Source organism: Rhodococcus sp. 06-462-5, from assembly GCF_002258315.1.
Classification (GTDB): Bacteria; Actinomycetota; Actinomycetes; order Mycobacteriales; family Mycobacteriaceae; genus Rhodococcoides.
The window spans coordinates 36,498-54,618 of the sequence record NZ_NOYD01000028.1 but is presented as its reverse complement, the minus strand read 5'-3'; the positions used below and the strand labels follow the sequence as shown (position 1 = coordinate 54,618).

Genomic DNA, 18,121 nt, shown 5'->3' with positions numbered 1-18,121 from the left:
ATCAGTGAGCGAAGTGCCGCGAACCCGTCAGATACAGCGTCACTCCCGCGTCCTGTGCCGCGGCGATCACTTCGTTGTCGCGTACCGAACCACCTGGCTGCACAACGGCTTTGACGCCTGCGCTCATGAGGACCTGGAGGCCGTCGGGGAACGGGAAGAACGCATCCGAGGACGCGACCGAACCGACGACGCGATCCCCGGCTCGCTGCACGGCGAGGTGGGCGGCGTCGACGCGGTTGACCTGGCCCATTCCGACGCCGACGGACGCACCGTCGTGGGCGAGCAGAATTGCGTTGGACTTCACGGCCCTGCCTGCACGCCAGGCGAATTCGAGATCCTTCAAGGTCTGCTCGTCGGCGGGTTCGCCGGCGGCGAGAGTCCAGTTGGCCGGGTTGTCGCCGTCCGCGTCGAGCACGTCCCGCTGCTGCAGCAGTGCGCCGCCGGAGATGGGCTTGAGTTCGACGCCCGAGGTGGGTGGTGCGACCGCGAGCAGGACGCGAATGTTCTTCTTGCGCTGCAACACTCCGAGTGCACCGTCGGCGTAGGACGGCGCGATGATGACCTCGGTGAAGATCTCGGCCACCTGCTCGGCCATCTCGACGGTGACCTCACGGTTGGCTGCGATGACGCCGCCGTACGCGCTCACCGGATCGCAGGCGTGGGCCTTGCGATGTGCCTCGGCGATGTCCTCGCCGACGGCGATACCGCACGGATTGGCGTGCTTGATGATGGCGACGGTGGGCTCGGCGTGATCGAACGCCGCGCGCCAGGCCGCATCGGAATCGGTGAAGTTGTTGTACGACATCTCTTTACCGTGCAACTGCTCGGCCTGCGCGATACCTGCGGCAGCGGACGAGTCGACATACAGGGCCGCCTTCTGATGCGGGTTCTCGCCGTAGCGGAGCACGGCCGAGCGGTCCCAGGTGCCGCCGATCCATTCCGGGAACACCGTCTCGGTGTCGGGAGTCAGTACGTTGCTCATCCACGATGCCACCGCGACGTCGTAGGCAGCCGTGTGCTGAAAGGCCTGTGCCGCAAGCGACGTACGCTCGGCGAGGGTGAATCCGCCACCGGAGACGGCCGTGAGCACGTCCTCGTAGCGAGCCGGGTCGACGACGACGGCCACCGACGGATGATTCTTGGCCGCGGCGCGCACCATCGACGGTCCGCCGATGTCGATCTGCTCGACGCATTCGTCCGGCGTCGCCCCGCTGGCAACGGTCTCGGTGAACGGGTAGAGGTTCACCACGACGAGCTCGAACGCTTCGATGCCCAGTTCCTCGAGCTGCGAAAGATGCTCGGGCTTACGGGTGTCGGCGAGCACGCCTGCGTGCACCCGAGGGTGGAGCGTCTTGACGCGCCCCTCGAGGGTCTCGGGAAATCCGGTGAGGTCCTCGACCTTGGTGACCGGGATTCCGGCGTCGGCGATCTTGCTCGCCGTCGATCCGGTGGACACAAGAGCGACGCCTGCGCTGTGCAAGCCGGTCGCCAGTTCGATCAGTCCGGTCTTGTCGTAGACGCTGACCAGCGCGCGGCGCACTGCTTTACGTTCACTCATCGGATTATCTGAGCCTTTCGTCCATCGGAGGTGACACCTTTGGCGGCCACGGCTGCGATCACGTCGACCAGCAACCGTCGCTCCACAGTCTTGATGCGTTCGTGCAACGCAGATTCGTCGTCGCCGTCGAGAACCGGTACGGCTTCCTGCGCGAGGATCGGCCCGGTGTCGACGCCGGAATCGACCAGATGAACCGTCGAACCGGTCAGTTTGACGCCGTGGTCGAGTGCATCCCGCACGGCATGTGCGCCGGGGAACGACGGCAGCAGCGCGGGGTGGGTGTTGACGATGCGTCCGTCGAAAGCATCGAGGAACTGCGGGCCGAGGATCTTCATGAACCCGGCGGTGACGATCAGGTCGGGCCGGTGACCCAGGACGGCTTCGGTGAGTGCGATGTCCCACTGGGCCCGATCGGCATGGTCCTTCAGCCCGATTCGGAAGTTCGCGATTCCGGCCTCGTCGGCACGGCGGGCCGCGTCGCAGTCGCGATCGACTCCGACGGCGACGATGCGGGCTGGATAGTTCTCGGTGGCAGTCGCGGCTATGAGCGACTGCAGGAGCGAGCCGGTCCCCGATGCGAGGACGACGACCCGCGCGGGTGTCTCACGCAAGGCAGTCAGCGCACTACTCCTGAATTATCGAGGCGGATCGTTCGAGCCAGCGGAAAGCCTAGTCGCTGCGCCTCCGAGCCCTACCGGGCAGGTCCGTCCTGGTCTCCGGGCGGCGCGACGACCTCGGCGTCCAACGGTTCGTCGGTAGCGGCCTCGACGGGTGCGTCCGGTTCTTCGGCCGGGGGCATCTCGGCCGGGACATCGTCCACCGCCTCGTCCACGACCTCCGCCTCGACGACCTCCTCGACCTGTTCGTCGTCCTCGGACTCGGCTGGGGCGGCCTCGATCGCCAACTCGGCCGCCGCGGGTACAGGAGTCGGAGCGGGCTCGTCCTGGACCGGCTCGGGTTCTGCTCGTCGCCACACGACGAAGGCTGCGGAGGCGGACCCGACGACGGCCAGCCACGCGAATGTCAGCAGCCCGAAGCTCCACACGGTGACTTCGACGGTGCCGAAGGTGCCGAGGTTGCCGCCTGCGGCGTAGCCGAACAGCGCTGCGAGCACGCCGGTTGCAGCCGCGACGATCCACACGGACGACACAGCGACCTGGATGTCGGCGCTGCGGATGGCGCAGTCACGGCCGAGCAGCAGTCCGGCACCGATCGGGACGACGAGCATCACGACCCAGATCGTCTGGGCCGGTCCTTCGGGGAGGACGGCGAGGATCGGCAGCGGCGGGAGCGGACCTCCCGTGGTGGAGAACAGGCTGACAGACGCCTCGCCGAACCCGGCAGTGGAACCGGTGGCCACCGCGAGGGCACCGATCACGACGTTGGGAAGGTAGAGCACCGACACCACGGTCAACCCGAGCATGCCGACGACATCGCGCCCGCTCTCGACCAGCGCGCCCGCGGTCTCCCATGAGGCGAGCAGGGCCAGCAGTACGACGGCCGCGCCGCCTGCGGCAAGGATCGACATCGCGCGCACGAAGGGCGCAACGAGCGCGCGCACCCAGTCCGGGAGTCCGCGGCGGATCACCAGTGAGTCCCAGCGCGCGAGAATCAAGCCGGTGCCGGATGCGGCCGCGTGCACGCCTGCGACCCAGGAGAAGGCGACGAGTGCGTTGGGGCTGGACAGTCCGATGACGGTGGACGCGTCCTTGGCGACGGCCAGGGCGATGGCAGTGACGGCGAGTGGGCCGGCCATCGATGCCGCGAACACCCACCGAACCATGCGGCGGTCGGTGTCGGAGTCCACGGCGTGGTGGACGGTACGGGCGACGGACCAGCCGATGACCAATGTCGGCAGGAGCGGTGCGACTCCGAGGGACGTCCCGCCGATGCTCAGGGGTACCAGGTGGGCGGCGAACCACGACCCGGCGATCGCCCCGAGGGTTCCGGTGAGGTCGCTGTTGACCGAGACGAGGGTGATCAGAGCCAGAGTCGTCGCGATCACCACGACCAGCCCGGAGGTCTTGAAGGCCACTGCGGCGAGCATGCGCGACTGATCGGGCGTCGGTCCGGTACCCGCGCGGGGAGCCCGGGCGGCCGCGCGTCGCGTCTCTCGGTTCAATAGATCGCTCATCGCAACGAGAGTCGCATCATCTTCGCGGCGCGCCGGTCAGGCGCGCCGCGAAGCGAACTGTGATGAAGCAATGAATCAGTCGCGCTTGTTCTCATCCTCGGCGGGAGTGGCACCGAACGACTGGGTGGGCGCGCCGTACGGAGTCGACTGTTCGCCCGGTTCGGGCTCGTCCGACTTGGCCGGGGGCTGGCCGTATCCGGACGGCCGGCCGTACTGGTTCGGCGGGTAGGCCTGCCCCGCGGCCGGGCCGCTGGGACCGGTGTACGGCGGTGGTGCGTAGCCACCCTGGGGCGACGGGGTGTTGGGGGCGGACTGTCCGTACGGCGGCTGGCCACCCGGGCTGTAGGAATGCTGCCCCGACGACTGCCCGCTCGGTGCTTGACCGCTGAGGCCTTGACCGAAGTTGGACGAGGTTCCCTGGGGCTGACCGTACGACGGCGGATTGCCGTAGTTCTGCGGCTGCGACGGTCCACCGAACGATGTCGTCGGCGCGTTGTACGGGTTCTGCTGGCCGTATCCGGGCTGCTGGTTCTGATTGCCGTAGCCCGCAGGCTTGGGAGCCGGAGCCTTGACGATGCCGGCATCGAGCAGCAGTGCCACCACTGCGGCGGCCGCCTGAACGAAGCCCAGGACGAGCACCAGGATCGCACCGATACCCAGCGAGCTGGTGGTGCTGGCGAACTCGTTGCCCTCTGCGCTGGGCAGGCTGAACGACTGGAAGACCAGCACCAGCCAACCGGCGATCGCCAGGGCAGCCACCACGGCCTGATTCCTGGCGTCCTTCTGCAGCAGCGAAGCACCCGCGACCAAGCCCGCAGCCAGCAGTAGAGCAATCGACACCGCGCTACCACCGGACGCGAAGAACGTGGTGCTGAACGACGTCTGGATGCTGCTCGGCAGTTCCTGAGACGAGGTGACCTCGGCGGTGACCAGGTCGAGCAGTCCGAGCAGGAAGGTGACGATGCCGAGCCCGAGGATCACGAACGTGAGAATCTTCGGCAGGTTCGACAGCGCCGATCCGGGTGACTTCGACTGCGATGCAGCGGAAGCCGGGTTCGGTGCCGAGGTACCGGGGACCGGAGGGCCGAAGGGATTGGACACCGACGGCTGGTGAAACGGCTGGTTCTGGCCTGGATGACCTTGCGGGTTGGACGACGGCTGATTCGGCGAGGACGACGGGCCGTAGGACGGTCCACCACCGCCGTAGCCACCAGAGTTGGAGCCCCCTGTTTCAGGGCTGCCGGGCGAGTAGGTCATCGCGTCTCCTCATCTGAGATTGTCCGTACCCCAGGTCGGTCGGGTCCGAGAACTCACGCTACTGCACGGACCCGACCGCTCGAGGAACTCCAGGTCAGCGCGAAGCAACCAGCTCGTGGTCGGTCGATTCGGCGGCCTCGAGCTCCCGAACCAGCGGCAGGACCTTGGCCCCGAAGTACTCGATCTCTTCCTGGAAGTGCAGGAAGCCCCCGAGAATCAGGTCGACGCCGCGGCGACGGTAGGCGACGATGCGCTCGGCTACCTGCTCCGGGGTGCCGATCAATTGGGTCTTGAAGCCGTCGTTGTACTGAACGAGGTCCTCGAACGTCGAATCGGCCCACATTCCCTTCTTGTCGCCCGTCGAGTTGCCCGCCTGTTGCACCGCTCCCTTGAAACCCTCGACAGCGGGCTTGTTCGCCTTCTCGATGATCTCGCGCAATGTGTCTCGGGCTTCCTTCTCGCTGTCTCGCGCGATGATGAAGCCGTTGAGCCCGAACTTCACCTCACGCCGGTGATCTCGTGCAACGCGTCGGAGGTTGTCGAGTTGCTCGGTGACGCCGTCGAAATCCTTGCCGTTGCTGAAGTACCAGTCCGAGTAACGTCCGGCATTCTCCTGTGCTGCAGACGAATTGCCGCCCTGGAACAGTTCGGGGTTCGGCCGATCGGGAGTGTTCAGTGGCTTGGGCTTGAGGGTGAAGTCGTGGATCCGGTAGAAGTCACCGCGGAAGTCGACGTCGTCCTCGGTCCAGATCTTGCGCAGCACCTGCAGGAATTCTGCACTGCGACGGTATCTTTCGTCGTGCTCGAGCCACGGTTCACCAAGGTGGGTGAACTCGTCCTTGAACCAGCCACTGACGACGTTGACTGCGAAACGGCCGTTCGAGAGGTGATCGGCAGTGGCACCGAGCTTGGCCAGGACCGCCGGCTGCCACAGCCCGGGGTGCACGGCGGCAATGACTTTCAGCCGCTCGGTGGCCAGCAGCAGCGCGAGCGAGAAGCTGGTGGATTCGTGCTGGAACTCGGCTCCGTAGCTGGCCTCGTATCGAACCTGACTGAGCGCGTACTCGAAGCCGTTGTTCTCGGCCGTCTGCGCCAGCTTCTTGTTGTATTCGTAATCCCAGCTGGTGCGTTGCTCGATGGTGCTGGTGACCAGACCACCCGAGACATTGGGTACCCAGTACGCGAATTTGATTGCGTCGGTGATTTTTTCGGTGCTCATGTGTGCGTCATCCTTCAGCGGATCAATGTGCCATCCACGCACTCGGACGGCGTGAATGGCACATTCATCCGGAAATCGGGGGTCGGATCAGGGCCGGAAAGGTGGGGATTACGAGTACCAGGTGGGCTCGGGTAGCTCACCGGTGAGAACCCAGCGTCCGACCTCGCGTCGCTTGTACGCGACCGGATCGTGCAGGGTGTGTGTGCGCACGTTGCGCCAGAAGCGGTCGAAGCCGTACTTGCTGGCCGTCGCTCGTGCGCCGAGCGCCTCGAACACCGTCGAGGTGATCTCGAGCGAGACCTCGGTAGCGCGAGCCTTGACTGCGGCGACCCGAACCTCGTGCTCACCGCGCTCCTCGGCGGTGACGTTCCAGGCGTTGTCGTGAATCTTCTTTCCTTCCAGCGCAACTGCGTCGGCGAGGGCTTCGACGGCCCAGAGCTTGGAGGTCAGATCGCCGTAGATGTCGATGATGTACGGCTCGTCCACGGCCTTGTCCACGGTGCTGTGCAGCCACGCGCGCGTCTTCTCTTTGGTGTACGACGCCGCCTCTTCGAGAGCACCCCTCGCGATCCCGAGGTAGAAGTTGACGAACACCAACTGGATGGTCGGGACGTTCAGGGTGTTGTAGACGCGAGGCTGAAAGGCTTTGTCCACGAAGCCGGCTGCACTGGCCCAGTCGACGCGAACTTTGTCGACGGTGACGCTGCCGCTCTCGGTCTGCCGCTGGCCGATGTTGTCCCAGTCGTCGTGGAACGACAATCCCTCGATGTTCGACGGCACGATCGCGAACACGTGATCGGTACTGCCTTCGAGTGCTCCTTCGAGCACGGTGACGTCGGAGACGCGGCTGCCGGTGGAGAAGGTCTTGGAACCGTCGAAGACGATGGTGTCGCCCTCGTCGGTCACGGCGACGTCGTTGTCCCGAGGATTGACTGCACCGCCGAAGAACCACTTGTTCTTCGTGGCGTCTGCCTCGACGGCCTCGATCTGCTCGGGTGTGCCGACCAGACGCGCGGCCCAGAACCACAGCAGGTGGTATCCGAGCAGCTGGCCGATGGAACCGTCGGCCTTCGAAACGGTGCGAATGACCTGGTACGCGGTGGGCCAGTCCTGGCCTGCGCCACCGTGTTCGACGGGGCCGAGCAGGGTGACGAGACCGGCATCCTTGAGCAGCTGCACCTCCGCGGCGGGAATCTCGCGGCCCTTGTCGCGAGCGACGGCATCGACAGCAAGGAGTTGAGCTACCTCACCCGCGCGGGAAATCCATCCGGCAGCAGTGGTGGGGGCGTCGGGCCAGGACTTGGTGAGGGCACGGTTCTCGGTGGTTGTCATGACGATCAGTGAAGTCCGGCATCGAATCGATGACCACACTTCGATTCAGCATGATTTTAAGACCCTCGGATCCGAGGTCATTCGCGCAAGATCTTCTCCATCTTCTTGCCCTTGGCGAGTTCGTCGATCAGCTTGTCCAGGTAGCGGATCTTCTGCATCAGTGGGTCTTCGACGTTCTCGACGCGGATGCCGCAGACGACTCCGGTGATCAGTTCCGCGTTCGAGTTGAGGTCGGCGGCCGCGAAGAAGTCGTCGAACGTCGTGTCGGCCTGGATATGACGGTCGAGGGCCGACTGGTCGAAACCGGTGAGCCATCGAATGATCTCGTCGACCTCGGCTTTCGTCCGACCTTTGCGTTCGGCCTTGGTCACGTAATGCGGATAGACCGAGCTGAAGGCGGTGGTGAAGATCCTGTGCACGCGGATCAATCTAGACCCCTCCGCGTGAATGTGACATTGCACCGCTCAGACGCATGCAGTGGTCCATTGACGCGGGGCCGGGGGCGCACGAAAAAGCCCGCCACCGATGTCGGTGGCGGGCTTTTCCAGAAGCGAGTGCTACTTGACGGACAGCGATTCCAGGATTTCGCGTGCGAGAGCAGCGGTCTCGGACGGCGTCTTGCCGACCTTGACGCCTGCGGCCTCCAGTGCGTCCTTCTTCGCCTGCGCCGTTCCCAGCGAGCCGGAGACGATGGCACCTGCGTGGCCCATGGTCTTGCCCTCGGGAGCGGTGAAGCCTGCGACGTAGCCGACGACCGGCTTGGTGACGTTGGCCTTGATGTAGTCGGCTGCGCGCTCTTCGGCGTCGCCGCCGATCTCACCGATCATGACGATGACCTTGGTGTCGGGGTCCGCCTCGAACGCCTCGATGGCGTCGATGTGGGTGGTTCCGATGACGGGGTCGCCGCCGATGCCGATGGCCGTCGAGAATCCGAAGTCACGGAGCTCGAACATCATCTGGTAGGTCAGCGTGCCGCTCTTGGAGACCAGGCCGATGGGGCCGGTTCCCGAGATGTTCGCGGGCGTGATGCCGACGAGAGCTTCACCGGGGGTGATGATTCCGGGGCAGTTCGGGCCGATGATGCGGGTCTTCTTGCCCTTCTCCACGTTGTAGGCCCACGCGTACGCGGAGTCCTGCACGGGGATGCCCTCGGTGATGACGACGAGCAGCGGGATCTCCGCGTCGATCGCCTCGACGATGGCGTCCTTGGAGAATGCCGGCGGCACGAACGCGATGGACACGTCGGCTCCGGTCTTCTCCATGGCCTCGGAAACCGAAGCGAAGACGGGCAATTCGATGTCGTTGCCCTGTGCGTCGACGTGCTTGACCGTGGTTCCGGCCTTGCGTGCGTTGACGCCGCCGACGACCTGGGTGCCGGCCTTGAGCATCAGGGCGGTGTGCTTGGTGCCTTCGCCGCCGGTGATGCCCTGGACGATGACCTTGTTGTCCTTGTTCAGAAAGATAGACATTTTTTCCTCTACTTCGCTGCCAGCTCGGCGGCCTTGTCGGCGCCCTCGTCCATGGTTCCGGCGAGCGTCACCAGCGGGTGCGCGGCGTCGGCGAGAATCTTGCGGCCCTCTTCGACCTTGTTGCCGTCGAGACGGACGACCAGCGGCTTGTTGGCGTCGTCGCCCAGCTTCTTCAGCGCGCCGACGATGCCGTTGGCCACTGCGTCGCATGCGGTGATGCCGCCGAAGACGTTGACGAACACGCTCTTGACCTGCTCGTCACCGAGGATGACGTCGAGGCCAGCGGCCATGACCTCGGCCGATGCGCCGCCGCCGATGTCGAGGAAGTTGGCGGGCTTGACGCCGCCGTGTGCCTCGCCCGCGTATGCGACGACGTCGAGGGTCGACATGACCAGTCCGGCACCGTTTCCGATGATGCCGACCTGTCCGTCGAGCTTGACGTAGTTGAGGTCGTTCTCCTTGGCCTTGGCCTCGAGGGGATCGGCTGCGTCCTTGTCCTCGAACTCGGCGTGGCCGGCCTGGCGGAAGTCTGCGTTGGCGTCGAGCGTCACCTTGCCGTCGAGGGCGAGGATCTGATCGTCCGGGGTGCGAACCAGCGGGTTGACCTCGACCAGGAGAGCATCTTCGTTGATGAAGACCTCCCACAGCTTCTGGATGGTCACCGCAGCGGCGTCGAGCACCTCGGCGGGAAGCTTGCCCTTTTCGGCGATTTCACGAGCAAATGCAAGGTCGACACCCTTGACGGCGTCGACCGGGATACGTGCGAGTGCGTCGGGGTTCTCCTCCGCCGTCACCTCGATTTCGACGCCACCCTCGACCGAACACATGGCGAGGTAGGTGCGGTTGGTGCGATCGAGCAGGAAGGAGATGTAGTACTCCTCGGCGATGTCGGACGCTTCTGCAACGAGAAGCTTCTTGACGACATGGCCCTTGATGTCGAGTCCGAGAATCGCTTCTGCGTTCTCGGTGGCTGCTGCGACGTCCTTGGAGTACTTGACGCCACCGGCCTTGCCGCGGCCGCCGACCTTGACCTGTGCCTTGACCATTACTGGCTTGCCGATTTCTTCGGCAATCTCTGTTGCTCCGGCGACCGTGTCGGTAACACGGCCTGCGGAGGTGGGTACGCCATGCTTGGCGAACAATTCCTTCGCCTGGTATTCGAAGAGATCCATCAGCTCACCGTCTCGTCTACGTTGACGCCCGCTCCGTCGGGTGTGAGCGGGTCTGAGCATGGACTTTATCCAGGTGCCTCGACGGCGTATCGGGCGCATGCATGCTATGTGGCCTATCTCACCGCTACCGGCTCGTTGAAACGGCCGTCACCGATCTGCGCGGCGGGCCGAAAGTGCCGCCGCGACAGCGAGAACGACGATTCCCGCCACCGACGGCAGCACGCCGGGTCCCATCTCGGGATCGGTGGCGCGAGCGGATGTCAGCGGCCAGGACGACAGATGCACGATGCCCGCGACGGCTGCGGCAGCGAGCAGAACGGCACCGCGAGCGGACCTGGCACGCGCAGCCACGACGGCGGCGACGAGAACTCCGACGGCGAGCAGCATCTGGCCCCAGGTGTCCCAGCCCCACGGAAATTCGGTGACCGTTGCGGCCGTCAGGTCGCTGCCGCGATACAGGGGCAGGGCCAGGCCCACCGCCAGGAGCACGGCACCGAACAATCCGGTGCCGAGCACCACGCCGTCGGTCGCTGCGTCCTGGGACGTGTCGACGTCGTCGCGCTCGGCAGATCCGGCGAACAGTGCCAGCACTCCGGCGGCTGCCGCGGCGACGACGCCCGCGATGATCGCCAGAGCGCCGACGCCGGTGCTCACCCCCTCCACGTCCTCGGCGAGCACCACCGACTGGAGTACCGCGGCCGCGGCCGCAACCGCGCCGAGCCAGAACATCGACACGAACGGCCGAGCAGCCGAGGCGAACTCGGAGAACAGCAGCGGCACCGAACCCAGAATCATCACGAATCCGGCGACCAACACCACGCGAGTGGCCAAGATCTGTGGCGCGGCGATTCCCGAGTCGGTCTCCAGAATCGGCAGCAACGATCCGACGACCAACAGCACTCCGGACAACACTCCTGCGCTCCCGGCTACGGCGTGCCACCGCGTCGTTCCTGGACCGGCGACACCGCGGACACCTCGCGCACCCGTCTCGCGCTGCTGCGCTCTCTCCAACGCTCGACGGTCGCGCGCTGCAGCGACTGGCGCAAGCACTGCGCCACAGACCAGCAGTCCGAGCCCGGCGACCGTTCCCAGATACGCACCGAGGCCGGCATCCACCCGGTCACCGGTACCGAGACCCGCGAGCAGACCGACCCCGGCGAATCCGAGCACTCCGAGCCCGGCTCCGACGGATGCGCCCGAGGCGACCTGCGGCGACAGTGCGGCCAGCGCAGATGCGGCCACCACGAGTGCCGCGATACCGACGACTCCGGAGCCCACCGCGACGAACACCGGCGACTCCACCACCGCTGTCACGATCACCACGGGATCGGACGAGCGATACAGCGAGGCGAACGCCGCAACGGCCGCCAGTACACCGAACGCGCCGAGCAGCGCCGCGAGCATCGGCCCGACACGCCCCGCCGCCGACCGTCCCACATGCTCGGAATACACCGAGTGGCCGTACCCGTCACCGAGCCCGGCGCGATGCACCGCAGACCACCCCGCAACACCCGCCAGAACCGACACAGCGTGACCGACGAGCAGAACGTAGGCACCGGGGGTGGCGTCGAGCATCGCGGCGCTCAGCGGGCGGAAGAGCTCGAGCCGATTCGCGTCGATGGGATCGGACAACAGCGCAACGTCGAGCAGTGTGAATCCGAGTGCCACTGCGCCGAATCCGGCCAGCAGGGCCGCCGCAAGCTCGACGCGTTTGCCCGCCACCCCCACCGCGGCTCCGATCACCACGAGAACGGGGACGGCACCGGCCAGGATCGCGGCAACTACTTCCCCGTCACCCACCGGCGAGCCGTCGGCGCTGCGGACGACACCGATCAGCTGGGCCACCACTGCGGCAATCGCAGCGATCAGAGCAAGTGCGACGGCAAGCGCGACGCGCGGGGTGGGCGACGGATCGTCCGCTCGGCCGAACTCTCCGTCCTGGGGTCGGATCCGTTGTGGTTCCGCTCGCTCGGAGCCGCGGGCAGACGAGTCGTCGAAGGTGGGAGTGGGCACTCGGATCACGGTATCGGCTCGATCGGTGCGAGAACCGTTACTGTCGCCGTGTGCCGTCCACGGGTTCTCGTGTCCGATTACGGATGTGGCTCGTCACGACATAACCGCTGGTCGACTTGTGAGCCATCTCACATATGCCCCGGGTTTGGGCTGTTAACTTGCGCGCCCCGCAATCATTTCGTTACCGTCTGCCGAGTCTTTCAGTAACGGCCAGGTCACGGATAACGGAGGTTGTAGGTCTTGCAGCAACACCGTGCGTCCTTCACTTCCAGCCGGTTCTCTCGACCCACGGCCGAAGACGCGACCACGGTCTACAGCTACGAGCCCGTCTCCGAACCTGCCGACGACAACAGCGCGTACGACGCGTACTCCTACCCCGCGTACCAGTACGCCGAGGCCGAGTTCGTCGAGACTCCGTACATCGCAGCCGACGAGTCACCGACCGTCGTCACCTCGTTCGCCACCACCGCAGACGCCACCCCCGTGGCCCGTCGCGGAGGCGCACATCGCATTCCACTTCCCCCCACCGCGCTCAAGGGCCGAGCTGCCGTTCTCGCAGTCGCCGCAGGTGCGGTTGTCGCGGCAGGCCAGGCCGTCGTCAACGACGACTCACCCGCCGCGGTCGCCACCTCCGAGTACGCACTCGCCGCAGGTGAAGCACCCGCCGCAGCAGCAGTCCCGACCACCACCACGCCGCAGACGACCGAGGTCGACGCCGACTCGTCCAGCGCGACGCCGTCGGAGGCACCGCAGATTCTCAGCATCGCTGCACCGGTGGATCTGAGCCAGTTCAACGACCTGCTCGCCAAGGGCCAGCGCTTCAGCGAAGAGCGTGCCGCACGCGAAGCCGCTGCCCGCAGGCCCCTGTTCGCACTGCCGGCACAGGGCACCTACACCTCCAACTTCGGCACCCGCTGGGGCGTTCTCCACGCCGGCGTCGACGTTGCCAATGCCATCGGAACACCGATCTACGCCGTCGCCGACGGCAAGGTGATCGACTCCGGTCCGGCCGCAGGCTTCGGCATGTGGGTTCGCGTGCAGCACGCCGATGGCACGATCACCGTCTACGGCCACATCGACACCTCGACCGTCACTGTCGGCCAGGACGTCATGGCAGGCGATCAGATCGCAACCATGGGCAACCGCGGCTTCTCCACCGGCCCGCACCTGCACTTCGAGGTCCACCTTCCGGGCGAGGTCAAGATCGACCCGCTACCGTGGCTCGCGTCCCGAGGAATCTCCCTCGGCCCCGAGATGGACTGAATACTCCTACATCGCACAACAAGCCGGACCCCGCTTTCGCAGGGCCCGGCTTTTTCGTGCACCGAAAGACTCAGAGCTTGGTCATCGGGACTCCGCCGATGAGCATCATCTTCACGCGGCCTGCCGAACCGAAGTCGATCAACACCATCGCCTTGACTCCGGCACCGGTCGATTCCAGCACCGTGCCCAGGCCGTACTTGTCGTGGCTGACGCGATCGCCCACGGCGAGAACCAGATTCGAGTTACGGCCCTTGGCAGCACCGAAACTGGGAGTCGAACTCTGACCGCGATTCGAGGACCCGCCGTAGCCACCCGAGCCGTAGTTGTTCGAGCCGTAACTGTTGGAGCCGTATCCGCCACCCGAGCCGTAACCGCCGGATCTGCCGCCGCCGATGGCACGGCCTCCTCCGGTGCCCGGATCCTCGCGTCGCCAGTCGATCAGGTGCTGCGGAACTTCTTGCAGGAAGCGCGATTCCGGGTTGGCGATGGGCTGGCCCCATGCCGAACGCATGATGGCGCGCGTGAGGTAGAGCCGCTGCCGCGCACGGGTGATGCCCACGTACGCCAGGCGTCGTTCCTCGGACAGTTCGTTGGGGTCGCCGAGCGCCCGCATGTGCGGGAACTGGCCGTCCTCCCAACCCGTCACGAAGACCACCGGAAATTCCAGACCCTTCGCGGTGTGCAACGTCATCAGAGTGACGACGCCGGTACCCGAATCGGGGATCTGATCGGTGTCGGCCACCAGCGAGACCCGTTCGAGGAACGCCGCGAGCGAACCCGGCTCGGCCAACCCGTCGACGCCACCGTCCTCGTCGCCGTTCTCGTCGTCCCCGGTTTCGAGAGCTTCCGCCGCCACTGCGGCCTGGTTGCGCGCCTCGGAGGTGAATTCCCTTGCGACGCTGACGAGTTCGTTGAGGTTGTCCAGGCGCGCACCGTCCTGCGGGTCGCTGCTGGCTTCGAGTTCGGCGCGGTAGCCGGTGCGGTCGAGTACGGCTTCGACGACATCACCGATGTCTGCGATGTCGTTGCCGTCCCCGTCGGTCGCGGTGAGTACGGCGCGTAGTTCGTCGAGCAGCTCCATGAACTGCGCGATCAACTTCTGCTGCCGCGAGTTGAGCAGCGCCACCTTGCCCGCGGCCGCGTCGTGCAATGCGCGCGAGAAGCTGATGTCGCGCTGCTCGGCGTGCACGGCGACGCAGGCCTCGGCACGGTCGCCGATCCCCCGGCGCGGAGTGTTGAGGATGCGTCGCATGCTGACGGTGTCGTCCTCGTTGGACAGCACGCGTAGGTACGCGACGAGGTCACGTACTTCCTTGCGCTCGTAGAACCGAACACCACCGACGACCTTGTACGGCAGACCGAGTCGGATGAAGATCTCTTCGAGCGCACGCGAGGAGTTGTTGGTTCGGTAGAAGACCGCCACCTCGTCGAAGCGCACGTCTCCGCCGTCGACGAGTCGGTCGATCTCCGAGGCCACGAACGACGCCTCGTCGTGCTCGTTGTCGGCGACGTAACCGACGATCAACTCGCCCTCGCCGGTGTCGGTCCACAGCTTCTTCTCGCGTCGGCCGATGTTGCGCGAGATCACCGCGTTGGCGGCCGAGAGGATGTTCTGCGTCGACCGGTAGTTCTGCTCGAGCAGGATGGTGCGCGCGTCGGGATAGTCGCGCTCGAATTCCTCGATGTTGCGGATCGTGGCACCACGGAATGCGTAGATGGACTGATCCGCGTCGCCCACCACACACAGCTCGCCCGGTGCAACGGTGCCCTCGAGTGCACCGTCGGCGTCGGGGGTACCGACCAATTCGCGGACCAACATGTACTGGGCGTGGTTGGTGTCCTGGTACTCATCGACCAGAACGTGCCGGAACCGGCGTCGGTAGTACTGCGCCACCTGGGGGAAGGCCTGCAGAATGCCCACCGTTTCGCCGATGAGATCGTCGAAGTCCATGGCGTTGGCCGCACGCAGCCGCTGCTGATAGATGCCGTAGACCTTGGCCACCAGCCGCGGCAGCTCGGCGGGATCGCCATCGGCGTCCTCCGCCGCCTTGTCGGGGCCGATCAGCTCGTTCTTCAGGTTCGAGATCGCCGTCGAGAGCAGCCGCGCCGAGAACTTCTTGGTGTCGATCTGCAGATCTTTGGAGATCATCGTCAGCAGCCGCCGAGAGTCGTCCGCGTCGTAGATGGAGAAGTTCGAGTTCAGACCGGGCAGCAACGCAGCCTGCGCGCGCAGAATCCGCACACAGCTCGAGTGGAACGTCGATACCCACATGGCGTTCGCTCGCGGCCCCACGAGTCCGGCGACTCGCTCGCGCATCTCCGCAGCGGCCTTGTTGGTGAACGTGATGGCCAGAACCTGGCCGGGTGACACTCCTCGCTCGGCCAGCAGATACGCGATGCGACGCGTCAGTACCGCCGTCTTGCCCGACCCGGCTCCGGCCACGATGAGCAGCGGAGAACCGGTGTGCACGACGGCCTCACGCTGCTGAGGATTGAGCCCTTCCAGCAGTGTGTCGGACGAGGTGTTCTGTCGGGACTGGAGGCCCTGGAGAAATGTGTTCATCGTCTGGTCAGGTTACCGGCGCGTACCGACAAACCCACATCCCGTGGTCGTCGGCCGAACCGACGACTTTTCAGGAGGGTTGACCCGTGGCACACTGGATCGGTGATCGAAAAAACCGTACGTCATCGCTTGCATCGGGTCGGCCGCTGTTCGGCCACGCGTGCAGGAGCCTGTCGATAGACGCAACGCCCCCGGTTCCGGACGGGAACCGAACGATCGGCGATGCAGTTCCGAATACGAAAGGCGTAACGGTGACGGACGACGCAACGATCCAAGATGTGACCCGAGGAGAGACGATGGCCATGACGACGAAGATCGACTCAGAGACCGCATTGCCCACCAGCGAAGCCGAGATCAACGACCTGCGCCAGGAAATCGACCGCCTCGATGCCGAGATTCTCGCCGCGGTTCGACGTCGATCCGAGGTCTCGCAGATCATCGGACGCACCCGCATGGCCTCCGGCGGACCGCGCCTGGTGCACAGCCGTGAGATGAAGGTCCTCGAGCGTTTCAGCAGCCTGGGCCAGGAAGGCCACACGCTCGCCATGCTGCTGCTCCGCCTCGGCCGCGGTCGTCTCGGCCACTGATTCCCCCAGGTCGGGCGCGCCGTGGGCGCACCCGACCTGAGTTCGTTCACTTCAGAGCGATGTACTTGGTCTCGAGATACTCCTCGATTCCCTCGGATCCGCCTTCGCGGCCGAATCCAGATTCCTTCACCCCACCGAACGGCGCAGCCGCGTCCGAGATCACTCCGCGGTTGACGCCCACCATGCCACTGTCGATGGCGTCGGCCACCCGTAGCGCGCGATCGAGATTCTCGGTGTAGATGTACGACGCCAGGCCGTACTCGGTGGCGTTGGCAGCGTCGATACCTTCCTGCTCGGTGTCGAAGCCGACGATCGGAGCCACCGGCCCGAACACCTCTTCCTTCAGGATTCTCGCCTCGACGGGCACGTCGGTGAGGACGGTCGCCGGGTAGAAGTACCCATCGCCGCCCGGTGCGGTACCCCCGAGTGCCACCGTCGCCCCCTTGGCCACCGCGTCGTCGACGAGTTCCTGCACGGTCTCGAGCTGATCGGCGTTGATCAGCGGTCCGAGCTTCGTATCGGGGTCGACGCCGGGGCCGAGCTTCATCTCGGACATCTTCGCCACGAGCTTGGTGGTGAACTCCTCCCGAACGCTGTTGTGCACGTGCAGCCGGTTCGCCGCCGTGCAGGCCTCGCCGCCGTTGCGCATCTTCGCCAGCATCGCGCCGTCCACCGCGTCGTCGATGTTCGCATCGTCGAACACCACGAACGGTGCATTGCCACCGAGCTCCATCGACGTGCGCAACAGCCGAGTCGCGGACTTCTGCACGAGAGACTTACCGACGCCCGTCGAGCCGGTGAAGGTGAGTTTGCGCATCCGCGGATCCTCGATGAGGGGTCCGGTGACGTCGCCGGACTTCGACGTCGTCAACACCGACAGCACGCCTTCGGGCAAGCCGACCTCGTCGAAGATCTGAGCCAACAACAGCATCGTCAGCGGGGTCTCACGAGCGGGCTTGACGACGATGGTGCAGCCGGCCGCCAAAGCGGGCCCGATCTTTCTGGTGCCCATCGCCAACGGAAAGTTCCACGGGGTGATCGCCAGTACCGGCCCCACCGGGGCCTTGGTGACGAGGATTCGTCCGTTGCCCGCCGGGGCCGGGGTGTAGCGACCGCCGATGCGTACTGCTTCCTCGGCGAACCAGCGGAAGAATTCGGCACCGTACTTCACCTCGGCCTTGGATTCGGCGAGGGCCTTGCCCATCTCCAGGGTCATCAGCAGCGCGATGTCGTCGGCGCGTTCGGTGACCTTCTCGAATGCCGCTCGCAGAATTTCACTGCGCTCGCGGGCAGGTGTTGCCGCCCAGCTCTTCTGCGCCGCCGCGGCTGCGTCGAGCGCCTTCATCGCGTCGGCAGGCGAGGCGTCGGCAACCTCCGTCAGGGGCCGCCCGGTGGCCGGATCGTTCACCGGGAAGGTCTTACCTCCTTCGGCGTCGACGGCCTTTCCGCCGATCCACAGTTTTGCCGGAATCGATTCGATCAATGCACGTTGGTCCATACCGTCCATGATGCCTCCGCAGCGCCCGGCGCAAACGAGAACGACGCGCGCGCGAC

14 protein-coding genes are annotated in these 18,121 nt (G+C 65.7%); 2 read left to right on the top strand and 12 right to left on the bottom strand.

The genetic code is table 11. The features are described from left to right. Position 1: 1 nt before the first annotated feature. The 10 genes from purH to CH251_RS14745 form a co-directional block, all read right to left on the bottom strand. Entirely contained in the window at positions 2 to 1,558 is a 1,557-nt protein-coding gene (gene purH, locus CH251_RS14790) for a bifunctional phosphoribosylaminoimidazolecarboxamide formyltransferase/IMP cyclohydrolase (RefSeq protein WP_094613806.1), read from the bottom strand. Next, positions 1,555 to 2,178 (bottom strand): phosphoribosylglycinamide formyltransferase, encoded by a 624-nt coding sequence (purN, locus tag CH251_RS14785; protein ID WP_306436825.1) that lies wholly within the window; start codon positions 2,176 to 2,178, stop codon positions 1,555 to 1,557. Before purN ends, purH begins: the two co-directional genes overlap by 4 nt. Before the next feature lie 71 nt (positions 2,179 to 2,249). After that, positions 2,250 to 3,692, bottom strand: coding sequence for a DUF6350 family protein (locus CH251_RS14780; RefSeq protein WP_094613804.1), 1,443 nt, complete (start codon positions 3,690 to 3,692; stop codon positions 2,250 to 2,252). 75 nt (positions 3,693 to 3,767) lie between these two features. Next, positions 3,768 to 4,949 carry a DUF5336 domain-containing protein gene (locus CH251_RS14775; protein ID WP_143537867.1) on the bottom strand — a complete coding sequence of 394 codons (1,182 nt, stop codon included), beginning with the start codon at positions 4,947 to 4,949 and terminating at the stop codon, positions 3,768 to 3,770. Between the two features lie 94 nt (positions 4,950 to 5,043). Then, positions 5,044 to 6,168 carry a dimethylsulfone monooxygenase SfnG gene (gene sfnG / locus CH251_RS14770; protein ID WP_094613879.1) on the bottom strand — a complete coding sequence of 375 codons (1,125 nt, stop codon included), beginning with the start codon at positions 6,166 to 6,168 and terminating at the stop codon, positions 5,044 to 5,046. Between the two features lie 108 nt (positions 6,169 to 6,276). Next, positions 6,277 to 7,500 (bottom strand): acyl-CoA dehydrogenase family protein, encoded by a 1,224-nt coding sequence (locus CH251_RS14765; RefSeq protein ID WP_094613802.1) that lies wholly within the window; start codon positions 7,498 to 7,500, stop codon positions 6,277 to 6,279. Between the two features lie 77 nt (positions 7,501 to 7,577). Continuing rightward, entirely contained in the window at positions 7,578 to 7,919 is a 342-nt protein-coding gene (locus tag CH251_RS14760) for a DUF2200 domain-containing protein (RefSeq protein WP_094613801.1), read from the bottom strand. A 138-nt stretch (positions 7,920 to 8,057) separates the two neighbouring features. Beyond that, on the bottom strand, positions 8,058 to 8,969 hold the full coding sequence (gene sucD / locus CH251_RS14755) for a succinate--CoA ligase subunit alpha (protein ID WP_032381720.1): 912 nt from the start codon (positions 8,967 to 8,969) through the stop codon (positions 8,058 to 8,060). Positions 8,970 to 8,977: 8 nt separating this feature from the next. After that, positions 8,978 to 10,141 (bottom strand): ADP-forming succinate--CoA ligase subunit beta, encoded by a 1,164-nt coding sequence (gene sucC, locus CH251_RS14750; protein WP_032395771.1) that lies wholly within the window; start codon positions 10,139 to 10,141, stop codon positions 8,978 to 8,980. A 147-nt stretch (positions 10,142 to 10,288) separates the two neighbouring features. Then, complete coding sequence (locus CH251_RS14745; RefSeq protein WP_094613800.1) at positions 10,289 to 12,154, bottom strand: hypothetical protein; 1,866 nt, start codon at positions 12,152 to 12,154, stop codon at positions 10,289 to 10,291. A 240-nt stretch (positions 12,155 to 12,394) separates the two neighbouring features. Here CH251_RS14745 and CH251_RS14740 point away from each other — a divergent pair, with 240 nt between their 5' ends. After that, entirely contained in the window at positions 12,395 to 13,417 is a 1,023-nt protein-coding gene (locus CH251_RS14740) for a M23 family metallopeptidase (RefSeq protein WP_094613799.1), read from the top strand. A 70-nt stretch (positions 13,418 to 13,487) separates the two neighbouring features. Here the strand turns inward: CH251_RS14740 and CH251_RS14735 are convergent, their stop codons facing one another. Further along, on the bottom strand, positions 13,488 to 15,980 hold the full coding sequence (locus CH251_RS14735) for a UvrD-helicase domain-containing protein (RefSeq protein ID WP_094613798.1): 2,493 nt from the start codon (positions 15,978 to 15,980) through the stop codon (positions 13,488 to 13,490). A gap of 296 nt (positions 15,981 to 16,276) precedes the next feature. Between CH251_RS14735 and CH251_RS14730 the strand changes: the two genes are divergently transcribed. Next, positions 16,277 to 16,567 carry a chorismate mutase gene (locus CH251_RS14730; protein ID WP_032396247.1) on the top strand — a complete coding sequence of 97 codons (291 nt, stop codon included), beginning with the start codon at positions 16,277 to 16,279 and terminating at the stop codon, positions 16,565 to 16,567. Between the two features lie 46 nt (positions 16,568 to 16,613). On the opposite strand, the gene CH251_RS14725 is transcribed toward CH251_RS14730, so the two are convergent. Continuing rightward, a complete protein-coding gene (locus CH251_RS14725; RefSeq protein WP_094613878.1) occupies positions 16,614 to 18,065 on the bottom strand; it encodes an NAD-dependent succinate-semialdehyde dehydrogenase in 1,452 nt (483 codons plus the stop codon). Positions 18,066 to 18,121: the final 56 nt, after the last annotated feature.